Raw genomic sequence first — 20,395 nt, forward strand, 5'->3', positions numbered from 1 at the left:
GACAGTGTCGTGCACGACTTCCACGCCGAGGAGCCAGCGCTCAGGCGGGTGATGGAGCAGGCGGTCGACGGCCTGGCGCCCCCCGCCGACCTGGTTCCGCGGGCGCTCACGCTGGGCCGGCGCCGCCGGGCCCGGATCCGGCTGGCCACCGCGGGCGGCGGCCTCGCCGTCGCCGCGGTCACGGCCGCCCTGGTCGTCGGCTACGTGCCGCGCGGCACGGACCCCACGCCGGCGTCCCCCGTGGCGTCCGGGACCTCGACCGGGGGGACCGGGGCGCCCATGACCACCCCGGAGACGGCGGACGTGGCCGACCCCGTCGACGTCTATCGGGCTCGGGTCATGGACACGCTGGACCGGTTGCTGCCGGCGAGGGCCGGCAGCATCGTGGGTCTGGTCGACGACTCGGCCACGTACATCGGTCAGACGGAGAACGGCGACTACCGGATCAGCCTCAGCGCCACCCCCTCGCCGGGCGGCACCGGCGGATCCTGTTCGGACGCCGGTTTCGACGGCGCCTGCCAGTCCTACGCGCTCGACGACGGGACCCCGGTCGCCGTCTGGACGGAGTCGGACGGCGGGGCCGACGTCTCCGTGCGGGCGACGTTCCGGCAGCAGGACCTCGTCGCGGAGATCCTGGTCAGCACCGCGACGAACTCGGGGGCGCCGCTGGTCCTGAGCGCGGAGGACCTGGTGGCGATGGCCAACGACGACGAGGTCCGCGACCTCCTCGACGAGGGCGCCGAGCTGGCCGAGGAGGGCGCGTCATAACCTGACACCGGCGCACGGGGGCCACAAGAGCCACGGCAGCAACACATGAACCACGCGAACCATGCGAAAGGAACCACCACATGGGCAGCCGAGCCCTCAAGTCTCCGCGGTCGAGGCAGCGCTCGCGCCGGCGTAGACGCCCGCGCCGTGCCGTGCGCGTGGTGCGGGGCACGGCGCTGCTGCTCGGCCTGGCCGTCGCGGTGGTGGCGCTGCGGATGGTGGTCAGGGACGACGTGCGCGCGGAGTCGGCCGGCGGAACCGACGAGGCGACCGCCCCGGTCGAGATGGAGCCCTCGCCGCCCCCGCCGACCGCGGACGGCCCCGAGCCCGAGCCCGAGTTGGAGGAGCCCCTTCCCGAGGGATCCGAGGGCGAGGACGGGGCGGACGACGGATCGGGTGGCGAGGCGGACGAACCGTCGGACGTCGACTCCGGCGACGAGGAGCGAATACCCGTGCAGGAGACCGGCCCCGGCACCTTCCGCACCGCCTCGGGTGGCGGCGACCCGGTCGGCGGGAGCAGCGTCCTCACCTACCGGTTGCAGATCGAGGACGGCATCGGGATCGAACCCGACGAGGCCGCCGCCGAGGTCGGGGACATCCTGGCCGACCCGCGCGGCTGGACCACCGACGGCGACACCGGGTTCCAACTCGTCGAGGACGGCCCCTCCGACTTCGTGGTGCAGATCGCCACCCCTGGCACCGTCGACGCCATCTGCGGCCAGTACGGGCTCGACACCGGCGGCGAGGTCAACTGCAGCGTCGCCCAGACCGTCGTGGTCAACCTGCGCCGCTGGGTGCAGGGGTCGCCGCAGTTCGCCGGGCCCGTCGAGGAGTACCGGGCGCTGATCGTCAACCACGAGGTCGGCCACTACCTCGGCTACGGCCACGAGGGCTGCCCGGGCGCCGGCGAGCCGGCCCCCGCGATGATGCAGCAGATCAAGGGCCTCGACGGCTGCGTGGCCAACGCGTGGCCCTACGACGAGAACGGCGCCTACCTGTCGGGGCCCTCGGTGCCGTGACCGCGCCGCCCGAAGTGCCGCGACGACACTGACACGCGGTAGTCGGCCGGTTGCGGGGCGCGTCGGGGCCGGCCATGCTGTGCCCGCATGGAGCCGGAACAGCAGCTCACGCAGCGACTGAGCGCCGCCAGGGTCAGCGCCGTCGCACTCACCTGGGTCGACAACGCGGGGCTCACCCGCGTCAAGGCCGTGCCCGTCCGGCGGCTCGCGGACGCCGCGCGGCGCGGCGTCGGCATGTCGCCCGTCTTCGACGTCTTCCTCGTCGACGACTCCATCACCAGCAGCCCCAGGATCGGTGGCCCCGACGGCGACCTGCGCCTGGTGCCCGACCTGGAGCGGCTCACCGTGCTCGCCGGCCAGCCAGGCTGGGCCTGGGCGCCGGCCGACCGCTACGAGCAGACCCGCGCCCCCTATGTGGCCTGCCAGCGGGGGTTCGCCCGCCGGCAGGCCGAGCGGGCGCTCGCCGAGCACGGACTCGAGCTGCGGATGGGCTTCGAGACCGAATGGGCCGTCACTCGTCAGGGTGATTCCGGTGACGGCCGGCCGCCCGGCGGCCCCCCGTCGGCGGCCGGCCCCCCGTCGCCGGCCGGCCTCGCGCTGCCGGGCGGCGCCGGGCCCGCCTACGGCATGAGCCGGCTCGTCGGCCTCACCGACTACCTCCGCGACCTCACCGAGGCGTTCGCCGCCCAGGGGCTCTCGCTGCTCCAGCTCCACCCCGAGTACTCGCCGGGACAGTTCGAGATCTCCGCCAGGCCCGCCGACCCCGTCACCGCGGCCGACGACGCTGTGCTCGTCCGCGAGACCGTCCGCGCCGTCTCGAACCGCCACGGCCTCGCCACCTCCTTCGCCCCCGTCGCCGACCTCGCAGGGCTCGGCAACGGCCGCCACCTGCACCTCAGCCTGTGGCGCGGCGGCAAGAACGCCTGCCGGGACGGCGACGGCCCGTTCGGCATGAGCGGCGTCTGCGAGGCGTTTCTCGCCGGCGTGCTGCGCGAACTCCCCGCGCTGCTGGCCATCGGCGCGCCCTCGCCCGCCAGTTACCTGCGGCTGCGGCCGTCCGTCTGGGCCGGCGCCTTCCAGTGCTGGGGGCTGGAGAACCGGGAGGCCGCCGTCCGCTTCGTCACCGGCGCCCCCGACGACCAGGACGCGGCCAACGCCGAGGTCAAGTGCTTCGACGGCGCCGCCAACCCCTACCTCGTCGTCGGCGCCGTCATCGCCGCCGGCCTGGCCGGGGTCGGGGACGGCCTGACGCTGCCGCGCCCCGTCTCCGGCGACCCGGCCGAGCGGCACGTCTCCCCGCCGCCCAGGCTCCCCGAGTCGCTGCCGGCCGCGCTCGACCAGCTGGAGTCCTCGGCCGTGCTGCGCACCGCGCTCGGCGAGGAGCTGTACGGGGCGATCCTCGCCGTCCGACAGGGCGAGGTGGCGCTGTTCGCCGAGGCCACGCCCGAGGAGATCGTCGCCGCCACCAGGGAGCGTTACTGAGCGATGGACAGCAACGAAGCGCCCATGGACCTCGTCGACCAGCACTGCCACGGGGTGCTGCGCGAAGGGCCGGTGGACACCGCCCACTTCGGCTCGCTGCTCACCGAGTCCGACGCGCCGCCCGCGCCGGGCACCAGCCACTTCGACAGCCAACTCGGCTTCGCCGTCCGCCGCTGGTGCGCCCCGGCGCTCGACCTGCCGGTCAACTGCCCGCCCGACGTCTACCTGGCCAGGCGGCGCGAGCTCGGCACCCCCGAGGTCACCAGGCGGCTGCTGCGCGCCGCCGGCCTCGCCACCCTGCTGGTGGACACCGGGCTGCCGGGTGAACTGCTCGGCCCCGCCGAACTGGCCGAGGCCGCCGGCGCGCCCGCGCGCGAGATCGTCCGCCTCGAGTCGGTCGCCGAGTCGGTCGCCGACCAGGGCCCGGACGCCGCCGCGCTGCCCGGCCGGCTCACCGAGGCGATCGCCGAGGCCGCGCGCGGCGCCGTCGCCTTCAAGTCCGTGGTCGCCTACCGGCACGGCCTCGCCCTCGACCCGGAACCGCCGAGCGCCGCCGAGGCCCGCGCCGCCGCCGGCCGTTGGCTCGCCGAGCGCGAGGAGCGGCAGGCCAGGCTCACCGACCCGGTGCTGCTGCGCTACCTGCTGTGGTCCGCGGCCGGCACCGGGCTGCCGCTGCAACTCCACACCGGCTTCGGCGACTCCGACCTGCGGCTGCCGGACGCCGACCCGCTGCTGCTCACCGACCTCGTCAGGGCCCTCCAACCGACCGGCTGCCGCCTGGTGTTGCTGCACTGCTACCCCTACCACCGGGGCGCCGGCTACCTGGCCGCCGTCTACCCGCACGTCTACGCCGACCTCGGCCTCACCCTCGGCCACACCGGCGCCAGGGCCCGGGCCGTGCTGGCCGAGGCGCTGGAGCTGACGCCGTTCGGCAAGCTGCTGTTCTCCACCGACGCCTACGGGCTGCCCGAGCTGTACCTGGTGGGCGCCCGCACCTTCACCGCCGGGCTCGGCGAACTCCTCGACGGCTGGGTCAAGGAGCGGTCCTGGGCGGCGGCGGACGCGGCGCGCGTCGCCGGGCTGATCGGCGGCGGGAACGCGCGGCGCCTGTACGGACTCGTGGACGGCTGACGGTCGCCCCGCCAGTCCGCGGCTGTTCTCCTTCGGCCGACAAGCCGCGCGCCGAAACGGCGACTTTGGTGGACAGCGGACGAGACCGGTGACCGATGCCCGCCGCCCGGGCCCGCTCCTAGCGTCGGACCATGGGAAGTTTCTCGGCGGCCCGCGGGCCGGTGCGGGCGGCGGAGCGGGCGTTGGCCCCCGATCTGGCGCGCGGCGTCATGCTGTTGCTGATCTGTCTCTCCAACACCGGCTTCCACCTCTACGCCGCCAGGCACGGCGCCTCCGGCTGGCATCCGGACGAGGGATCGGTGGCCGACCGGGTGGCGCAGTTCGTCATGATCGCCGGCCTCGACCTGCGGATCTACCCGCTGTTCGCCTTCCTCTTCGGCTACGGGATGACCCAGCTCTACCTCCGCCAGACGGCGCGCGGCGCCACCCCGCGCGCCGCGGTGCGGCTGCTGCGCCGCCGCGGCCTGTGGCTGATCGTCTTCGGGGCCTGCCACGCGGCGTTCCTGATGGCCGGCGACATCACCGGCGCCTACGGGGTGTCGAGCCTGCTGCTCGGCTGGCTGTTCATCCGCCGCGGCGACCGGGCCGTGCTGATCGGCGCCGCGGTGGCCTTCGGCCTGCTGCTGCTGGCGGCCCTGCCGGCCATCGAGGCCGTCGCCGCCGGCGACCTGGGGCGTCTTGGGCAGGCGCCGACCGAGCCCACCGCCGTGGTCTACGCGGCGGACGAGACGAATCCGCTGGCCGCCGTCGGCACCCGCCTCACCACCTGGGCGTTCGTGACGCTGGCCGCCGGCTTCGTGGGCGCGCCGATGTTCCTGGTGATGCTGCTCGGCTTCTGGGCGGCGCGCCGGCGGGTGCTCGAGGAGCCGGAGCGGCATCTGGCGCTGCTGCGGTGGACGGCCGGGATCGGCGTCACGGTCGGCTGGCTCGGCGGCCTGCCGGGCGCGCTGGCCCACGTCGGCCTGTGGGCGGTGCCGGCGGACGCGCTGTCCGAGGGCGGGGCGCTGCGGGCGATAGCCGAGGCCACGGGCCCGTTCGCCGGGCTCGGCTACGTGGCGCTCTTCGGGCTGTTCGCCGCCCGCCTCCAGCGGCGCGGGCGAGCGCCGGGCCGGGCCGCGGGGGCCGTGGCCGCGCTCGGCAAGCGTTCGCTCTCCGGCTACCTCGCCCACTCGCTGCTGTTCTCGCCGGTGCTCGCCGCCTGGGGGCTCGGCCTCGGCGCGCGGCTGACCAGCGCGACGATGGCGCTGTTCGCCGGCGCGGTGTGGCTGCTCACGGTGCTCGCCGCCGACCGCCAGGAACGCCTCGGCGGCGGCCGCCCCGGGCCGGCCGAGGCGCTGCTGCGGCGGCTGGCGTACGGGGGCCCGGCCGGCCGGGTGGCGAGCGGCGAGCCCACCGGGGCGGGCGCGGCGTAGCCGGACGTTGCGACCGGCTGGGGTCTCGTCGGCTCGGCGCCGCGGGTCGGCTCGGCGCCGCAGGTCAGCTCGCGCCGAACAGCGCCAACAGCTCGGTCCTGCCGAACATCCGGGCCGTGTCGATCGCCGACGGCTGGCCGGCCGCCGGGTCGGCGCCCGCGTCGAGCAGCACCCGCACCACGTCGGATGCGCCCTTGAACACGGCGCCCGCGATCGGCGTCTGCCCCTGGTCGTTGACCCGCCTGGCGTCGGCGCCGCGCTCGAGCAGCGCCCGCACGGTGTCGGCGTGCCCGTGGTAGGCGGCCAGCATCAGCAGCGTGTCGCCCTTCTCGTTGCTCAGGTTCGGCGGGACGCCCGCGTCCACGTAGGCGGCGACGGTGTCCGTGTCGCCCTGCCTGGCCAGGTCGAAGACCTTGGCGGCGAGCTGGAGCACCTCGGGGTCGTGCGCGGGCTCGTTGCTCTCCGGTGCCGGGCCGGTCATAGGGGACGCCTCCTCGGTAGAACGGCAGGCGGGAGCGGGTCCGCGCTGCTGACGTCCAGCCTACGTACTCTTGCGGGCATGCCCCTCATATTCCCCCGCACGTCCCCTGGCGCGGCCGGCCGCTGGTTCCGGAGCGACTGGTTCCGGGTGGACGCGGCCATGGCGCTGCTCGGCGCGGTGCTGGTGGTCGAGGCAGGCTCGCTGTTCTTCCGTGCGCCGGGCGTGGGCCCTGGCGGCATCGCGGCCGACCTGCTGACGCGGGCCGGGATCTGGGCGGCGTTCGGCGTCCGGCACCGCTGGCCGGTGGGGGTGGCCACCCTCACCCTGGTGGTCACCGGCGCCTACTACCCGCTGTCCACGGTGGACGGCGTCATGCCGATGTTCGCCTTCGTCATCGCGCTCTACACCGTCGCCCGCGCGGGCCGGCTGGCGTCCGCCGTCACGCTGGTGGCAGTGGCCATGATCGGCCTCGGCTACGGCGAGCTGTTCGCGGGCGCCGGGGAGCGGCACGTGGACAACGCGTCCATCGCGATGCTCAGCGGCTGGGCGGTGAGCCTGATCGCGCTGGGCCACGCGACGCGGGTGCGGGGCGCCTACCAGGCGGAGGTGGAGCAGCGGATGCTGGCCGCCGAGCGGGAGCGGGACGTGCGGGCGCGGCAGTCGGCGACCGAGGAGCGGCTGCGGATAGCGCGCGAGCTGCACGACGTGCTGGGCCACAACATCTCGCTGATCAACGTGCAGTCCACCGCCGCGCTGCACCGGAGCGCCAAACGCCCGGGCCAGACGGCCGAGTTGACCGGGGCGCTGGAGTCCGTGCGGGACGCCAGCAAGGAGGCGCTGCGCGAACTGCGCGCCACGCTCGGGGTGTTGCGGCAGGTGGACGAGGAGGCGCCGACCGCGCCGGCCCCGGCCGGTCTGGAGCGGGTCGCCGAGCTGGCGGAGCGGGCCTCGGTGGCCGGGCTCCGGGTGACCGTGGCCACCGAGGGCGAGCCGCCGGTGGTGCCGGCGCAGATCTCGCTCGCCGCCTACCGCATCGTCCAGGAGTCGCTGACCAACGTCACCCGGCACGCCGGCGCCGCCCGGGCCGAGGTCCGCCTCAGCTACGCGCCAGGCGAGCTGCGGCTGCGGGTCGACGACGACGGCGCGGGCGCGACCGACGCCGGCGCGCTCGGCAGCGGCATCGCCGGCATGGTGGCCCGCACCCGCGCGCTCGGCGGCGACCTCACGGCGGCGAACGCCGCCGACGGCACCGGCTTCCGGGTCGCCGCCCGACTGCCGCTGCCGCTGCCGCTGCCGGACGAGCCGGCGTAGGGGCCGTCTTCCGGATCTTCGTGGATCAGGTCTTGGCTCGCCCGGACGCGGTGCTCCCCGGACTTCGTCCGGGTGGGGGCGCCCCCTGCACGGAGTGCTCGGGGTGGGGGCGCCCCCTGCACGGAGTGCTCGGGGGAGAGCCCCCAGTCGCTTCGCGCGATGCGGTAACGCGGCGAGGTGCCGTGTATGGCGGCGCGGCCCCACGAAGATCCGGAAGATGGGTCCTGGCTCAGGGCGTCGGCGGGACGGCCACCCGCCAGTCGGGGTTGTAGGTGTCGCCGACGTCGACCACCGGCCAGTCGCGCGCCCGGCGCGGCGCGGGGGCGTCGCGCAGCACGAACGCGGTCGGCGTCTCGCCGGGTTCGGCGGCCCGGCAGCCCAGCGTGTGCGCCACCGGGATCGCCTGGCCGCCGCCGAGCACGCACGGGGGGTGCACGTCGTGCGCGCGCAGCGCCTCGGCGACCCGCTCCCAGTCGGCGCGGGCCCGCTCCTGGATCCTGGCGTGGGTGCGGAGCGTGTCGAACTGGACGGCCAGCTGGGCGAGCGCCAGCGCCGTGAGCCCGAGCGGCACGGCGCGGGACGACAGCCGCGCGGCGAGGTACCGGAGGCCGAGCGCCGCGGGAACGGCCAGCAGCGCGTAGGCGGGCAACAGGAAGCGGGTGGCGGCGTAGTCGATGAGGAAGAGGTAGGTGAAGGCCAGCGAGCCGGCCGTGCCGACGGCCAGCCGCACCGCCGCCCGCGCCTCGGGCCGCGCCCGGCGGGTGGCGTACAGGCCGGCCGCCGTCAGCGGCGGCAGCAGCAGCCACCAGCCGAGCATCGGCCACGAGACGTGGTCCCCCTCGCACGGCCGGCAGAGCAGCGGGCCGTCGAGCGCGGCGGCGTGTTCGAGCAGCGAGAACGTGAGCCCCGTGCCGCCCTGGATCTCGCTGGCCTCCCGGAGCCGCGCCCACACCCCGCCGAACCCGAGCTCCGCCTCCACTAGCCAGGGCCCGACGCCGGCCAGCAGGCCGCCGCCGACGCCGGCGACCAGGGGCGCGAGCCCCGCGCGCCGCGGCCAGGCGAACAGCGGCAGCGCCAGCCAGACGGCGTCGCTCGCCCGCATCAGGCCGGCCGCCGCCACCGCCAGGGCCAGCGCCGTCCACCGGCCACGGACGCAGGCGCCGACCGCGCCGACCGCCGCCATCGCCACGTAGTGGTTCGGCATGGCCGCGCCGCCGTAGAACAGCGCGAACCAGAGCGTGCCGTACGCCGCCGCGGCGGCCGGCAGCACCGCGCGGCCGGGAAGGAGGGCCGCCCACGGCCGGTACCCCAGGTAGAGCGCGAGCCCGGCGGCCGCCGCGAGGTAGCAGCGCAGCGCCACCACCGAGTCGGTGACCGCCGCCACCGGCGCGACCAGCAGCGGCACCCCCCGCGACCGCGGCGCGCTGAACGGCGCGGCCGGGCCGAACTCCGGCCAGCGGCTGACGTACACGATCTCGTCCCAGCCGAGCGCCAGCGTCGGCGGCACCAGCAGCAGGGACAGCACGGCGAACCCGAAGGCCACGACGGCCAACGGCCGCCGCGTCGGCCTGGCGGCCGACGTCGACGCGGGGCGAAAGGTGACGGTTTGCACGGCCATGCCACGGCGATATCACGCCCCGCCCCGCTCACCGCGCACCCGCCGCCGGCCATGCCGTGTCGGTTACTGCGGGGCTGGCCTCGGCACCTGGGCGGCGGGGCGTGCCCTGGTCAGGAGGACGCCGCTGAGGACCAGGAGGCCGCCGGCGGCGGTGCGCCAGGTGAGGGGTTCGGCGAGGAACAGGGTGCCGAGGGCGATGGACAGAGCGGGGTCACGTAGGTGACGGTGGAGGCGTTCGGCGAGCGGATCCTGCCCTACGCCCGGCGCACCGTGGAGGCGCACGCCGCGCTCTGCGCGCTGGCCGCCGGCCGCGACCGGCAGCCGACCGGCACGGTGCGGCTGGCCGCCACCGCCACGGCCTGCCTCGGCGTGCTGCCCGCGCTCCTCGCCCGCTGGAAGGAGGACTTCCCCGGGGTGCGGGTGGTCCTGTTGGAGGGCGACGACGACGAGGTCGAGGAGTGGCTGCGGGCCGGCGTCGTCGAACTCGCCGTCCTGGTCGGCCGGGAGCCGCCGCCCGGCGTGCCGGTGGCCAGCGACACGTTCCAGGCGCTGCTCCGCCGCGACCACCCGCTGGCCGGCGAGGCCAGGATCGAGCTGGCCGATCTGGACGACGACCCTCCCCCAGCCATGGGGGTCCCCCCGGACGGAGTCTGGGGGAGGCTGGGAGGCGCTCCCAGGGAGGTGCCCCCATCGCCCGGCCCACCGGGTCCGGGACATGGGCACGCTGCTCATCATGATCCGCGGCGGCATCGGCGTCGCGATCATGCCGAGCCTGACGGCGAGGCTGCTGGACCACCGGCTGGTGCTGGTGCCGCTCAGCGGGACCGTCACCCGCCACCTGTCGCTGACCGGCCCGGCCGACCGGCCCTGGCACCCGCTGGCCGAGCTCCTCACCACCACGATGCCGGCCGGCGCCCGGGCTCACCCGGCCAGCGCGGCGCCCGCCATCGAGTAGGCCAGGGTGCCGAGGCCGAGTCCGAACAGCACGGTGAGGTAGGTGCCGAGGAGGCTGGTGCCCCGCGACTCGAAGACGTGGCGGTGGGCGGCGGGCGTCACCGTCGCGCCGTGCCGGCGGCGGCCCAGCGCGAGGCGCAGCGCCCGCAGCTCCGCCCCGCCCCTCACCGCCAGCCGGACGCCGTGCGCGTCCGTCACCACGACGACGCTGCCGATGTCGCTCCTGGTCAGATACGGCCACAGCCGCACGCTCCGCAGCTGCCGCAGGTCGATCGTCCGCCGGCCGGTCCAGGTGCGCGCCGACAGGTGCCGCTTCGTGCGGTCGACCTGGCGCCGCGCGAGGAACGCCTCCTGCGGATAGATCAGGGCGACCGGGCCCGCGATCAGGCACCAGGCGACCACGACGACGAACGGCAGCAGCGGCGCGAGCGCCAGCGGCAGCACCAGCCAGAGCAGCAGCAGGGCCAGCCCGAGGCGCGCGCGGCGACGAGCGATGTTCGGCGGCACGAGGCCGAGTTCGTCGGTGGATTCCCCCATGCGGCCCACCCTAGGTCCTGTCCTGTCGATCTTGTCGGATCAGCCCGCGTCGTCAGATGCGGTGGATCGCAAGGCGCCGGATCGCAGCTCATACTCGCCGTATTCGCGCGATTCGGTAACGCAGCGAGGTGCCGTAGCTGGCGACGCGGGCCCGGCAAGATCGGCAGGACAGGGCCTAGGTGCACGTGCGCACGCCGGCGGCCGCCGGTTCACCGGGGGCGGCCGCGGCGGCGCCCGTCTACGCTGGCCGGCATGACGGCCACACCTCCGATACGTGTTCTCCTCGCCGACGACCAGCGCCTGGTCCGGGCCGGTTTCCGGTCGATCCTGGAGGACGAGGACGACATCGAGGTGGTCGCCGAGGCCGCGACCGGTGTGGAGGCCGTGGCGTTGGCCCGGGAGACGCGGCCCGACGTGGTGCTGATGGACATCCGGATGCCGGAGATGGACGGCCTGGCCGCCACCGAGGCGATCGTCGCGGACGAGCGGCTGGCCGAGGTCAGGGTGGTGATCCTGACGACCTTCGACGTGGACGACTACGTCTACGGCGCGCTGCGCGCCGGCGCGTCCGGGTTCCTGGTGAAGGACACCGAGCCGATGGAGCTGCTGCACGGGGTGCGGGTCTGCGCGCGGGGCGACGCGCTGATCGCGCCGGCGGTCACCCGGCGGCTGATCGCCGAGTTCGCGAGCCGCCGGGCGCGGCAGCCGGACCCCAGCCCCCGGCTCAACGCGCTGACCGAGCGGGAGCGCGAGGTGATGGGTCTCGTCGGGGCCGGCCTGACCAACGACGAGATCGCGCGGCGGCTGGTGCTCAGCCCGGCAACCGCGAAGACACATGTGAGTCGGATCATGACCAAGCTGGACGTACGTGACCGAGCCCAACTCGTCATCCTGGCCTACGAGTCCGGAATGATCACGCCTGGTTGGCTCAGCTGAGGCGAAGGTTCGGACCTTCGCACAAAGTTGCGTTCGCAGCTTCTCTCGCGACGATCTTCACTTTATGATCACGCCCATGATTCGGCATGTGTTACGAGCCGCCGTCGGCCTCACCGTGACGGCCACCATCGCCCTTACCGCCACCGTCGAGGCGGGCGCGCAGACCGGGGAGAACCAGTCCTCGGCCGACGAGCAACTGCTCTTTTATAATCACTCCTACGGGGTGCTCGACCACGAGACGGCTGACGCCATCGAGAACTCGGAGTTCCTGCGGGAGTTCTCGAACTTCGAGGTCCGCGACACCGTCGGTTCCACCTACAGCTGGACCGGCCGCTACCTGTACGGGCAGCAGACCTACCTCGAGCTGTTCGGCGAGGGCGACCTGCCGGGCCAGGACGCCCAGTTCGGCTCCAGCGCGGTGGCGTTCTCGACCGAGAACGCCGGCGACCTCGCCCAGGTGGCGGATGGCCTGCGGGAACAGGGCATCGAGACGCCCAACACGTTCCGCCAGACCCGCGACTTCGGCGACGGCGTGCGCGTGCCGTGGTTCGACGGCCTCGGGGTCCCCGTCGCCGGGTACGACTCCCTCGACATGTGGGCCATGGAGTACCGGCCCGAGTACTTCGCCGACGCGCGCGGCGGCACCGGCCCGGAGAGCTACCCGGGCGACGTCAGCCGGGACCGCTACCACTCGGACGACTACCAGAACCACCAGCTGCGGGACATCACCCGCATCCAGGTCGGCGTCACCCAGAGCGACCTCGACGCCCAGCTGCCGCTGTTCGAGGCGGGTGGCCTGGACATCGAGCACACCGACACCGGCGTCATCCTGCGGGACGGCCTCACCACCGTGCAGTTCGACGTCGTGGAGCGCCGGCACGCCGGCCTGCGGCAGGTCACCATGTCGCTGAACGAGTCCGTGAACTACCAGCACATCGAGCGGATCGGCCAGTCGACCCTGACCGTGGGCCCCGGCGCCCAGGCCGTCTGGCTCTTCGACGGCCAGTAGCCGCGGCAACCGCGGTAGCCGCCCGACGCGCGTGACGTGACGGCGCCGCCCAGGACACCGTCCGGGGCGGCGCCGTCACGTGTGTGAAGGTAACGGCACGCGGACGCTACCTGGGTGGTACGCGGGGCGCGCGGGACGCAACCCCGGTGGTACCTCCGGTGTCGGCCGGCGGGGGACGCGCGCCCCGGAACCCGGCCGCGAGGGTGTACGACGTGGAAGCCCAGACCCTCGACCTCGCCAGGTGGCAGTTCGCCCTGACCGCCGGCGGGCACTTTCTCTTCGTGTCGCTGACCCTCGGTCTCGCGACCGTGCTCGCCGTGCTCCAGACCTGGGCGACCCTGCGCGGCACGAACGCCGTCCACCGGCGGATGGTCAGGTTCTGGGGCCGGCTGTACGTCATCAACTACGGCGTCGGCATCGTCACCGGCATCCTGATGGAGTTCCAGCTCGGCATGGCCTGGAGCGGCCTCGGCCACCAGGCGGGTGACGCCTTCGGCGCCTCGCTCGCGCTGGAGACGGTGTTCGCCTTCTTCGTCGAGGCGACGTTCCTCGCGCTCTGGCTGCTCGGCTGGGACCGCTTCAACCGCTGGGTGCACCTGGGCACCCTGTGGGTGGTCACGCTCACCGCCTACCTCTCCGCCTACTGGATCCTGGTCGCCAACGGCTTCCTCAACCACCCCACCGGGCACGCCGAGACGGCCGACGGCCGGCTCGAACTGGCCGACCCGGTGGCGCTGTTCACCAACCCCAACACGCTGGTCGCGTTCGGCCACGTCGTCGCGGGCGCGCTGCTCACCGCCGGGATCTTCCTGGCCGGCGTCAGCGCCTACCACCTGTTCAGGCGCCGCGCCGACGAGCCCGACGGCTTCTTCGCACGCTCGCTGCGGATCGGGATCCACACCGCGCTGCCGGCGCTCTTCGTCACCGTCGCGTTCGGCGGTGTGCAGCTCAACGCCCTCCGCACCTGGCAGCCGGCCAAGCTCGCGACCTTCGAGGGCGACCAGGCCGAACTCGACCGCGTCCAGGCTGAGTTGACCGAACGCTTCGGCCCGGGCGACTACCTGCCGCACGAGGCGCTGACCCGGGGCGCGGGCCTGGTGATGATCTTCGTCTTCGCGCTGCTCCTGCTGCCGCTGCTGGCCAGCGCGCTGCTCGCCTGGTGGCCGTGGGCCGTGCGGCGGCTCCGGATCTGGCACCTGACGCTGATGGCCATGGTGCCGCTGCCCTTCGTCGCCATGATCGCCGGCTGGGTCTTCCGGGAGGCCGGCCGCCAGCCCTGGGTGGTGTACGGGCTGCTGCGCACGGAGGACGCCGTCTCCCAGGTGTCCGCGGGCACCATGCGGCTCTCGCTCGCGGTCTTCGTGCCGCTCTTCGCCCTGCTGCTCGCCGGCAACTGGTGGCTGCTGCTGCGCGCCGCCGGCCGGGGGCCGAGCAGGGAGGACCTCCGGATGTCCTGAGCCGCGCCGAGCCATCACACCGAGGCACACACACCGAGGCACACACACCGACAACGACGGAAGGGAGGACGCCGTGGAGACGCTGGCCGCGCTCGTGCTCGGGGTCTTCGTCGCGGGGTACTTCGTGCTGGGCGGCGCCGACATCGGCCTCGGCATGCTGCTGCCGGCACTCGGCCGCGACCGGTCGGAACGGGGCGCCGTGATCGCCGCCATCGGGCCGCTGTTCATGGCCAACGAGGTCTGGCTGGTCGCCGCGGCCGGGGTCTTCGTCGGCTGCTTCCCGGCCCTGGAGGGGGAGCTGTTCAGCGGGCTGCTGCCGGTGCTCGTGCCGCTGCTGGCCGGCTGGCTGCTGCGGGACGCCGGCCTGTGGTGGCGGCGGGTGTCGGACGCCAGGGCCCTGGACGCGCTGGTGGTCGGCGGCAGTTGGCTGCTGGCCGGGGCCTGGGGCTGGCTGCTCGCCTCGCTGCTGGTCGCCACGGAGGGCGGCGGCTACCCGCCCGCGCCGCCCGCCACCGGCGCGATCACTGCGGCGGGCGCCGCCGCCCTGTTCGCCGCCCACGGCCTGGGGCTGGCCGGCCGCCGCCTCACCGGCGAACCGCTCCGCCGCGCCTGGCAGTTGACCGGCGGCCGGAACGCCGGCTCGACCCGGGTGCTCACCTCGGCGGTGATGGCGGGCCTGCCGCTGCTGGCCGGCTCCCGGCTGCCGCTGGCCGAGCACGCCGCGGGCAGCACCGCGCTGCTCGTCCAACTGCCGCCGATCGTCGCCGTCCTGCCCCTGCTGGTGGCCGCCCAGTACTGGCTGCGCCGGGCCGCCGACCGCCCACCCGTCCGTAGTTCGCACACTTCGCACACTTCGCACAGTTCCAAGGAGAACCTCACATGAGTACCGCCGCCCCGACCACCTCGGACGCCCCACCCTCAGCCCAACCCCCGGACCGGCCGGGCGCGTTCGCCCGGATAGCCGGGTTCTCCTCCCGGCACCGGGCGGTGGCCCTGCTCCTCTGGGTGCTGGTGCTGGTCGGCGTCTGGGCCGGCGCGTCCGCCCTCGGCGACGACTACCGCGAGGACTACGCGCTGCCCGGTACCGACTCGCAGCGCGCCGCCGAGCTGCTGGCCGAGCACGGCTCCGACCAGGCCGGCGACACCCTCAGCGTCGTGCTGCACGACCCGGCCGGGCTGCGGGATCCCGACGCCGAGCGGCGGGTCGCCGCCATGCTGGCCGAGGTCGCCGAACTGCCCAGCGTGGACGGGGTGGTGAGCCCCTACGACGATCCCACGGCGATGTCCGAGGACGGCACGATCGGCTACGCCACCGTCGTCCTCGACGTGCCGTCCGAGCGGATGGAGCTCGCCGACACCGAGGCCGTCCTGGACACCGCGCGCACCGCCCAGGGCGACGGGCTCCAGGTCGAGCTCGGCGGCGACGCGGCCCGCGAGCTCACCGAGGAGAGCGGCGGCGCCGCCGAGGGCATGGGCATCATGGCCGCCCTGGTGATCCTCGTCTTCCTCTTCGGCACCGTCATCGCCGCCGGACTCCCGGTGATCACCGCGGTGTTCGCGGTCGGCTCGGCCGTCGGCCTGGTGGTGCTCGCCTCGCACGCGTTCACCATCGCCGACTACACGCCGTACGTCATGCTGCTGGTCGGCCTCGGCGTCGGCATCGACTACGCGCTGCTGATCTTCGCCCGCTACCGCACCGAGTTGATCGCCGGCGTCACCCCGGAGCGCGCCGCCGCCACCGCGCTCGACGCCGCGGGACGCACCGTGTTCTTCGCCGGCTGCACCGTGGTCGTGGCGCTGCTCGGCATGATGACGCTCGGCCTCGGCTCGCTCCAGGGCACCGCGCTCGCCGTGGCCGTCACCGTGCTGATGACGGTGCTCGCCTCGCTGTCGCTGCTGCCCGCGCTGCTCGGCGTCTTCGGGAAGCGCTTCGCCCGCCAGTTCACCGCCAAGGCCGCCAAGCGCGCCGCGCGCGGCAAGGCCACCGAGGGGCGGACGTGGCGGCGGATCGCCGACGCCGTGCAGCGCCGGCCCGTCGCGGTGCTGCTGGTGGCCGTGGCGGCGCTCGGCGCGCTGGCCACCCCCGCGCTCGGCCTGCGGCTCGGCTTCGCGGACGCCGGCAACGACCCGGCGGCCAACACCAGCCGGCAGGCGTACGACCTGCTCGCCGAGGGCTTCGGGCCGGGCTTCAACGGACCGCTCGTGGTGGTCGTCGACGGCGGCACCGAGGGCGCGACCGCAGCCGGCGCCGCCGCCGTGGAGACGCTGAACGGCACCGCGGGCGTCGCCGGGGCCGTCGGGCCGATCCCGACCGAGGACGGCGCGGTGGCCACCGTGATCGCCTTCCCCGACTCGGCGCCGCAGGACGAGGCGACCGCCGACCTGGTGACCGAGCTGCGCGACGCCGTGCTGCCCGCGCTCGCCGAGAACACCGGGGCCGACTACCTGGTGGGCGGTGCCACGGCGGCCGTCGACGACTACGCGGCCACCGTCGGCGCGCGGATGCCGCTGTTCGTCGGCATCGTGGTCGGCGTCTCCGTGCTGCTGCTGATGGCGGTGTTCCGCTCGGTGCTGATCCCGCTCAAGGCCGCGCTGCTCAACCTGCTCAGCATCGGTGCCGCGCTCGGCGCCATGACCCTGGTCTTCCAGGAGGGCGCGTTCGGCGTCGAGCCGGGCCCGATCGAGGCGTTCATGCCGGTGATGATCTTCGCCATCGCGTTCGGGCTCTCGATGGACTACGAGATCTTCCTGGTGTCCAGGATCCACGAGGAGTGGGTGCGGAGCGGCGACCACCGGGCGGCCGTCCGGGAGGGCCTGGCGCACACCGGTTCGGTGATCACGGCCGCGGGCGCCATCATGATCGTCGTCTTCGGCTCCTTCATGTTCAGCGCCGACCGGATGCTCCAGCAGATGGGCTTCGGCATGGCGGTGGCGATCTTCGTCGACGCGGTGGTGATCAGGTGCCTGATCGTGCCGGCGGCCATGCGGCTGATGGGCCGCGCGGCCTGGTGGCTGCCCGCCGGCCTCGGCCGGGTGCTGCCGCGGGTGCGGCTCGAGGGCCACTGACGCACCGGGCGGCGCGGGCCGCCTCACTCCGCGCGGTGCCGTTCGACACGCTCGCGTAGCTCGTCCCGGCGCCTGCGCGTCCAGGTGCTGCGCGGGTTGATCCGGAGGGCGCGCTCGAAGTCGTCGAGCGCCTGCTCGTCGTGGCCGAGGGCCCGGTGGATCTCGCCGCGCTGCATGAGGGCCCAGGCATAGTCGGGGCTGAGCTCGACGGCGCGGTTGAGGTCCACCAGGGCCCCGTAGTAGCGCTTGAGGAGGCGGAGGGTTTCGCCGCGGTGGGCGAAGACGGAGGCGGAGGCGGGCCGGAGCTCGACGGCGCGGTCGTAGTCCGCCAGCGCCTCGGCGTAACGGCCCGCCACGCGATGGACGTATCCTCGCCGTTCGAGGGCCCGGGCGAAGTCGGGGTCGAGCGCGATGGCGCGGTCGAAGTCCGCGAGGGCCTGGGCCCCGCGACCGGCGCGCCGATGCATCTCGCCGCGCTCGACCAGCGCCCACGGGAGGTTCGGATCGAGTTCGATGGCGCGGTAGAGGTCGGCCAGTGCTTCGTCGTCGTGGCGTAGGGCCCGGTGGGTTTGTCCTCGGCTGCCGAGGGCGTAGGCGCTGTCGGGCTGGAGGTGGAGGGCGTGGTCGAAGTCTGCGAGGGCTTGGTTGTAGCGGCCCGCGAGGCGGTGGATTTCGCCGCGCGCGGTGAGCGCGGCGACGTCGTCCGGGTCGAGCTCGATGGCGCGGTCGAGGTCCGCCAGCGACTCGGTGGCCTCGTCCTCGTGCCGCGAGGCCGGCCCGTCGGGCGCGGCCTCCGTGTCCGCCTCGGCGCGGCGGCCGGAAGTGGGCGCGGGCTGTGTGCCGGCGGTGACGTCGGGGGACGGCGGGGCGGGGGGCTGGCGTTGGCCCCTGTTCACCGTGATCAGGTGGGTGTCCCGGCTGCGCATGTACAGGACCGGGGTGATCCACTCCAGCGTGTCGGGGTGCCAGGAGGAGACGGCGATGCGGGCCAGACGCACCGCCTCGTCTATGCCGCGGTTGTAGGCCAGCGCATGGTAGAAGGCCCGGGAGAACTCCTTGGCGGCGTCGTCGGTGATGGAGAACTGCATCGCGATGACCGACGGGATCCGCCGGACCAGTGTGGCGCCGACGCTGGAGAACACGTCCGTGGCGACCGCGGTGGCGGTGCTGCAACTGTTGAGCACCACCAGGTGCGGCAACGGCTGGGCGGACGTGAGGAGTTCGGCCAGCCGCGGCGCCGGAATCAGTTGGGCCCGGCCCCGGGCGTCGGCGAAGGCGACGAAGCCCTCCCCGCGCGCGGTGTCGAAGCCGCCGTGCCCGATGAAGTGGAACAGGTGGTAGGGCCCGCCCGCCAGCAGGGCGTCCATGAGATCGCTCCACCCCTGGCCCGCCACCCAGTCGAGTTCGACCAGGCCTCGCTTCCGCAGCGGTGCCAGCGCCTCCGTGAGCTGCTCCCGCTCGGTGCCGGCGTCGAGCGCGGCCAGGTTGCCTGGCAGCGCGGTCATGCCGAGGACCCGTAACGGGCCCGCCGTCTCCACCTGCCGCACCGTCTCCGGGGCGTCGACGTACCGCACCAGGGTGCTGCGCCGACACACGTACTCCCCGCGATGGTCGTCGAACAGCAACTCCCAGGGCAGCACCGCGAGCTCGGCCGGCAGGCGCAGCACGATCCGGAAGGGCTCGCCGCGCCGTTCGGCCTCGTTGCGGCTGGCGGCCAGCAGCCCCTGGGCCGGGCCGCCGAGCACCCGTCGGAAGAGCTCGCTGCCGATCCGGCGCAGCGGGCGTTCAAGACCGGAGACCAGCGACCTGACCCGCGCGCTGGAGGCCAGCACGTTGGCCTGGACGGCCTCCAGATCGGCGTTGATCTCCTGGGCGTCGAGCCTGGCGGAGCCGGTGAACTCCCCGGCGGGCGACCGGATCCCGACGCGGAACACCTCGCCGTCCCGTGCCAGCTCGACCACGAAATCCCGCTCACCGGCCACCCGCGCAGGCCTCCCCCCGGCTTCGACGTGTCCGGTCTATCAGAGCAGGTTCGGGTGCGGTGTGAGAAGAGCCGGCCGGTCGTCACGGGCCGCCCGGCCTGGTGGCCGCCCGCCGCTCCCGGTCGAGTGGCGCCGCGGGTGCGACCGGAGGGGCGCTGACGTACCAGGCGGCGTAGGCGGCCTCGACCGCCCTGGGGCTCGGCACCCGGCCGAGCCCCATCGGCCGCGCGGCCCGCCGCATCGCGCCGTGCACCATCTCGACGGTGCGCGGCAGCTGTTCGGCCAACTGCGCCGGCGGGGTGGCCTGCACGAGGTGGGCCTGTCTGATCACGTCGGTGAACACGGACTGGACCCGCTTGTACGCCAGGTAGCGCGGCAGGTCCCTGGCGAGGGCGTCGGCGCTGCCGGGCAGCACCGCGTCCATCACCCTGGCCCAGCGCAGCAGCAGCGCGTGCTCCTGCTTGGGCGGGTAGCGCATCAGATGGAGGTGGGTGGCGAGGTCGTAGAGCGGGTCGCCGATCAGCGCCAGCTCCCAGTCGATGGTCCACATCATGCCGTCCGACTCGGCCACGATGAGGTTGTCGCGGTGCAAATCGCCGTGAAGCAGGCAGAAGGGGCGGTCGGTCAGCCTGGCCGCCTCGCGGGCCAGCGGCCCGTTGGGGGACAGGACGGTGGGCCCGATGCGCAGCGCCGTGAACAGGTCCTGGAGCAGCGGGCGGTGGACGGCGTAGACCCGGCGTCTGGTGAAGCGGATCAGGGTCTGGAGGAACTGGGTGCTCGTGTGCGGACGTAACACCGGTGGACAGCGGTGCGCGAGTGCGAACGCGCTTGGCTGGATTGTGGCCAGCTCGCCGAACAGGTTGACGATCTGGGCTAGTTCGGATCCGGTCAGGGCCGTTCCTGGAGGTCGGATGGCGGACAGCGGCTGTCCCTCGATGTAGCCGTGCACCCGGAGCTCGTCGTCCGCGCCCACCAACTTGTAGACGGGCGCGATGCGTTGCATGCCGAGGAGGGCGAGCTCGATGAGCACGTCCTCCTCGTTGACGAAGCAGCGCGGGTCAAAACGGGTGACACCGGGACGAGTTCGGCCGGTCTTGAGCCGACCGAGCGCCGCGAGTTCGCCCTCCGCCTCCACGACCTCCCAGTCGCGGTGGTTTCCGCGAAGGGTGGGCCGTGGCAGCGGTTGGCTCATGATGTGCTTCCCCCGGGAGCCGTTGGTACGAGTGACAGCA

General features: G+C 74.3%; 17 protein-coding genes and 1 pseudogene. 13 read left to right on the forward strand and 5 right to left on the reverse strand.

The genetic code is table 11. The features are described from left to right. Nucleotides 1–9 precede the first annotated feature (9 nt). From ACYVPE_RS06270 to ACYVPE_RS06290, 5 genes are all read left to right on the forward strand, one after another. Nucleotides 10–768, forward strand: a complete 759-nt coding sequence (locus tag ACYVPE_RS06270; RefSeq protein WP_461032394.1) for a hypothetical protein — start codon at nt 10–12, stop codon at nt 766–768. A 152-nt stretch (nt 769–920) separates the two neighbouring features. Then, nucleotides 921–1,787, forward strand: coding sequence for a DUF3152 domain-containing protein (locus ACYVPE_RS06275; RefSeq protein WP_461032395.1), 867 nt, complete (start codon nt 921–923; stop codon nt 1,785–1,787). Between the two features lie 87 nt (nt 1,788–1,874). After that, on the forward strand, nt 1,875–3,269 hold the full coding sequence (locus tag ACYVPE_RS06280) for a type I glutamate--ammonia ligase (RefSeq protein ID WP_461032396.1): 1,395 nt from the start codon (nt 1,875–1,877) through the stop codon (nt 3,267–3,269). A 3-nt stretch (nt 3,270–3,272) separates the two neighbouring features. Next, nucleotides 3,273–4,400, forward strand: a complete 1,128-nt coding sequence (locus ACYVPE_RS06285; protein WP_461032397.1) for an amidohydrolase family protein — start codon at nt 3,273–3,275, stop codon at nt 4,398–4,400. Nucleotides 4,401–4,531: 131 nt separating this feature from the next. Continuing rightward, nucleotides 4,532–5,812, forward strand: a complete 1,281-nt coding sequence (locus tag ACYVPE_RS06290) for a DUF418 domain-containing protein (RefSeq protein ID WP_461032398.1) — start codon at nt 4,532–4,534, stop codon at nt 5,810–5,812. 64 nt (nt 5,813–5,876) lie between these two features. On the opposite strand, the gene ACYVPE_RS06295 is transcribed toward ACYVPE_RS06290, so the two are convergent. Then, complete coding sequence (locus tag ACYVPE_RS06295; protein ID WP_461032399.1) at nt 5,877–6,293, reverse strand: ankyrin repeat domain-containing protein; 417 nt, start codon at nt 6,291–6,293, stop codon at nt 5,877–5,879. 78 nt (nt 6,294–6,371) lie between these two features. Here ACYVPE_RS06295 and ACYVPE_RS06300 point away from each other — a divergent pair, with 78 nt between their 5' ends. After that, complete coding sequence (locus tag ACYVPE_RS06300; RefSeq protein ID WP_461032400.1) at nt 6,372–7,604, forward strand: sensor histidine kinase; 1,233 nt, start codon at nt 6,372–6,374, stop codon at nt 7,602–7,604. Between the two features lie 229 nt (nt 7,605–7,833). Here the strand turns inward: ACYVPE_RS06300 and ACYVPE_RS06305 are convergent, their stop codons facing one another. Next, on the reverse strand, nt 7,834–9,222 hold the full coding sequence (locus tag ACYVPE_RS06305) for a hypothetical protein (RefSeq protein ID WP_461032401.1): 1,389 nt from the start codon (nt 9,220–9,222) through the stop codon (nt 7,834–7,836). A 369-nt stretch (nt 9,223–9,591) separates the two neighbouring features. Here ACYVPE_RS06305 and ACYVPE_RS06310 point away from each other — a divergent pair. After that, nucleotides 9,592–9,780 (forward strand): annotated as a pseudogene (locus tag ACYVPE_RS06310) (LysR family transcriptional regulator substrate-binding protein); the annotation flags it as partial. Nucleotides 9,781–9,937: 157 nt separating this feature from the next. Continuing rightward, a complete protein-coding gene (locus ACYVPE_RS06315) occupies nt 9,938–10,177 on the forward strand; it encodes a LysR substrate-binding domain-containing protein (RefSeq protein WP_461032402.1) in 240 nt (79 codons plus the stop codon). Here ACYVPE_RS06315 and ACYVPE_RS06320 read toward each other — a convergent pair. Beyond that, nucleotides 10,144–10,713: a hypothetical protein gene (locus ACYVPE_RS06320; protein ID WP_461032403.1), complete on the reverse strand. Its 570-nt coding sequence runs from the start codon at nt 10,711–10,713 to the stop codon at nt 10,144–10,146. The genes ACYVPE_RS06315 and ACYVPE_RS06320 overlap by 34 nt on opposite strands. Before the next feature lie 252 nt (nt 10,714–10,965). Here ACYVPE_RS06320 and ACYVPE_RS06325 point away from each other — a divergent pair, with 252 nt between their 5' ends. The 5 genes from ACYVPE_RS06325 to ACYVPE_RS06345 all read left to right on the forward strand — a co-directional run bounded on the left by ACYVPE_RS06325 (nt 10,966) and on the right by ACYVPE_RS06345 (nt 17,181). Continuing rightward, the gene (locus ACYVPE_RS06325) at nt 10,966–11,649 is read left to right on the forward strand and encodes a response regulator (protein ID WP_461032434.1); all 684 of its coding nucleotides are present in this window, start codon (nt 10,966–10,968) and stop codon (nt 11,647–11,649) included. Between the two features lie 76 nt (nt 11,650–11,725). Further along, nucleotides 11,726–12,658 (forward strand): DUF5829 family protein, encoded by a 933-nt coding sequence (locus ACYVPE_RS06330; RefSeq protein ID WP_461032404.1) that lies wholly within the window; start codon nt 11,726–11,728, stop codon nt 12,656–12,658. Between the two features lie 212 nt (nt 12,659–12,870). Beyond that, on the forward strand, nt 12,871–14,115 hold the full coding sequence (locus ACYVPE_RS06335) for a cytochrome ubiquinol oxidase subunit I (protein WP_461032405.1): 1,245 nt from the start codon (nt 12,871–12,873) through the stop codon (nt 14,113–14,115). A 73-nt stretch (nt 14,116–14,188) separates the two neighbouring features. Further along, nucleotides 14,189–14,998 carry a cytochrome d ubiquinol oxidase subunit II gene (locus ACYVPE_RS06340; RefSeq protein WP_461032406.1) on the forward strand — a complete coding sequence of 270 codons (810 nt, stop codon included), beginning with the start codon at nt 14,189–14,191 and terminating at the stop codon, nt 14,996–14,998. Next, on the forward strand, nt 14,995–17,181 hold the full coding sequence (locus ACYVPE_RS06345; protein ID WP_461032407.1) for an MMPL family transporter: 2,187 nt from the start codon (nt 14,995–14,997) through the stop codon (nt 17,179–17,181). The genes ACYVPE_RS06340 and ACYVPE_RS06345 overlap by 4 nt, the downstream gene beginning before the upstream one ends. Before the next feature lie 23 nt (nt 17,182–17,204). Here the strand turns inward: ACYVPE_RS06345 and ACYVPE_RS06350 are convergent, their stop codons facing one another. After that, complete coding sequence (locus ACYVPE_RS06350) at nt 17,205–19,163, reverse strand: CHAT domain-containing tetratricopeptide repeat protein (RefSeq protein ID WP_461032408.1); 1,959 nt, start codon at nt 19,161–19,163, stop codon at nt 17,205–17,207. 82 nt (nt 19,164–19,245) lie between these two features. Next, on the reverse strand, nt 19,246–20,355 hold the full coding sequence (locus ACYVPE_RS06355; protein ID WP_461032409.1) for a phosphotransferase: 1,110 nt from the start codon (nt 20,353–20,355) through the stop codon (nt 19,246–19,248). Between the last annotated feature and the right edge of the window lie 40 nt (nt 20,356–20,395).

The sequence above is a fragment of the Streptomyces mayteni genome (assembly GCF_054783955.1).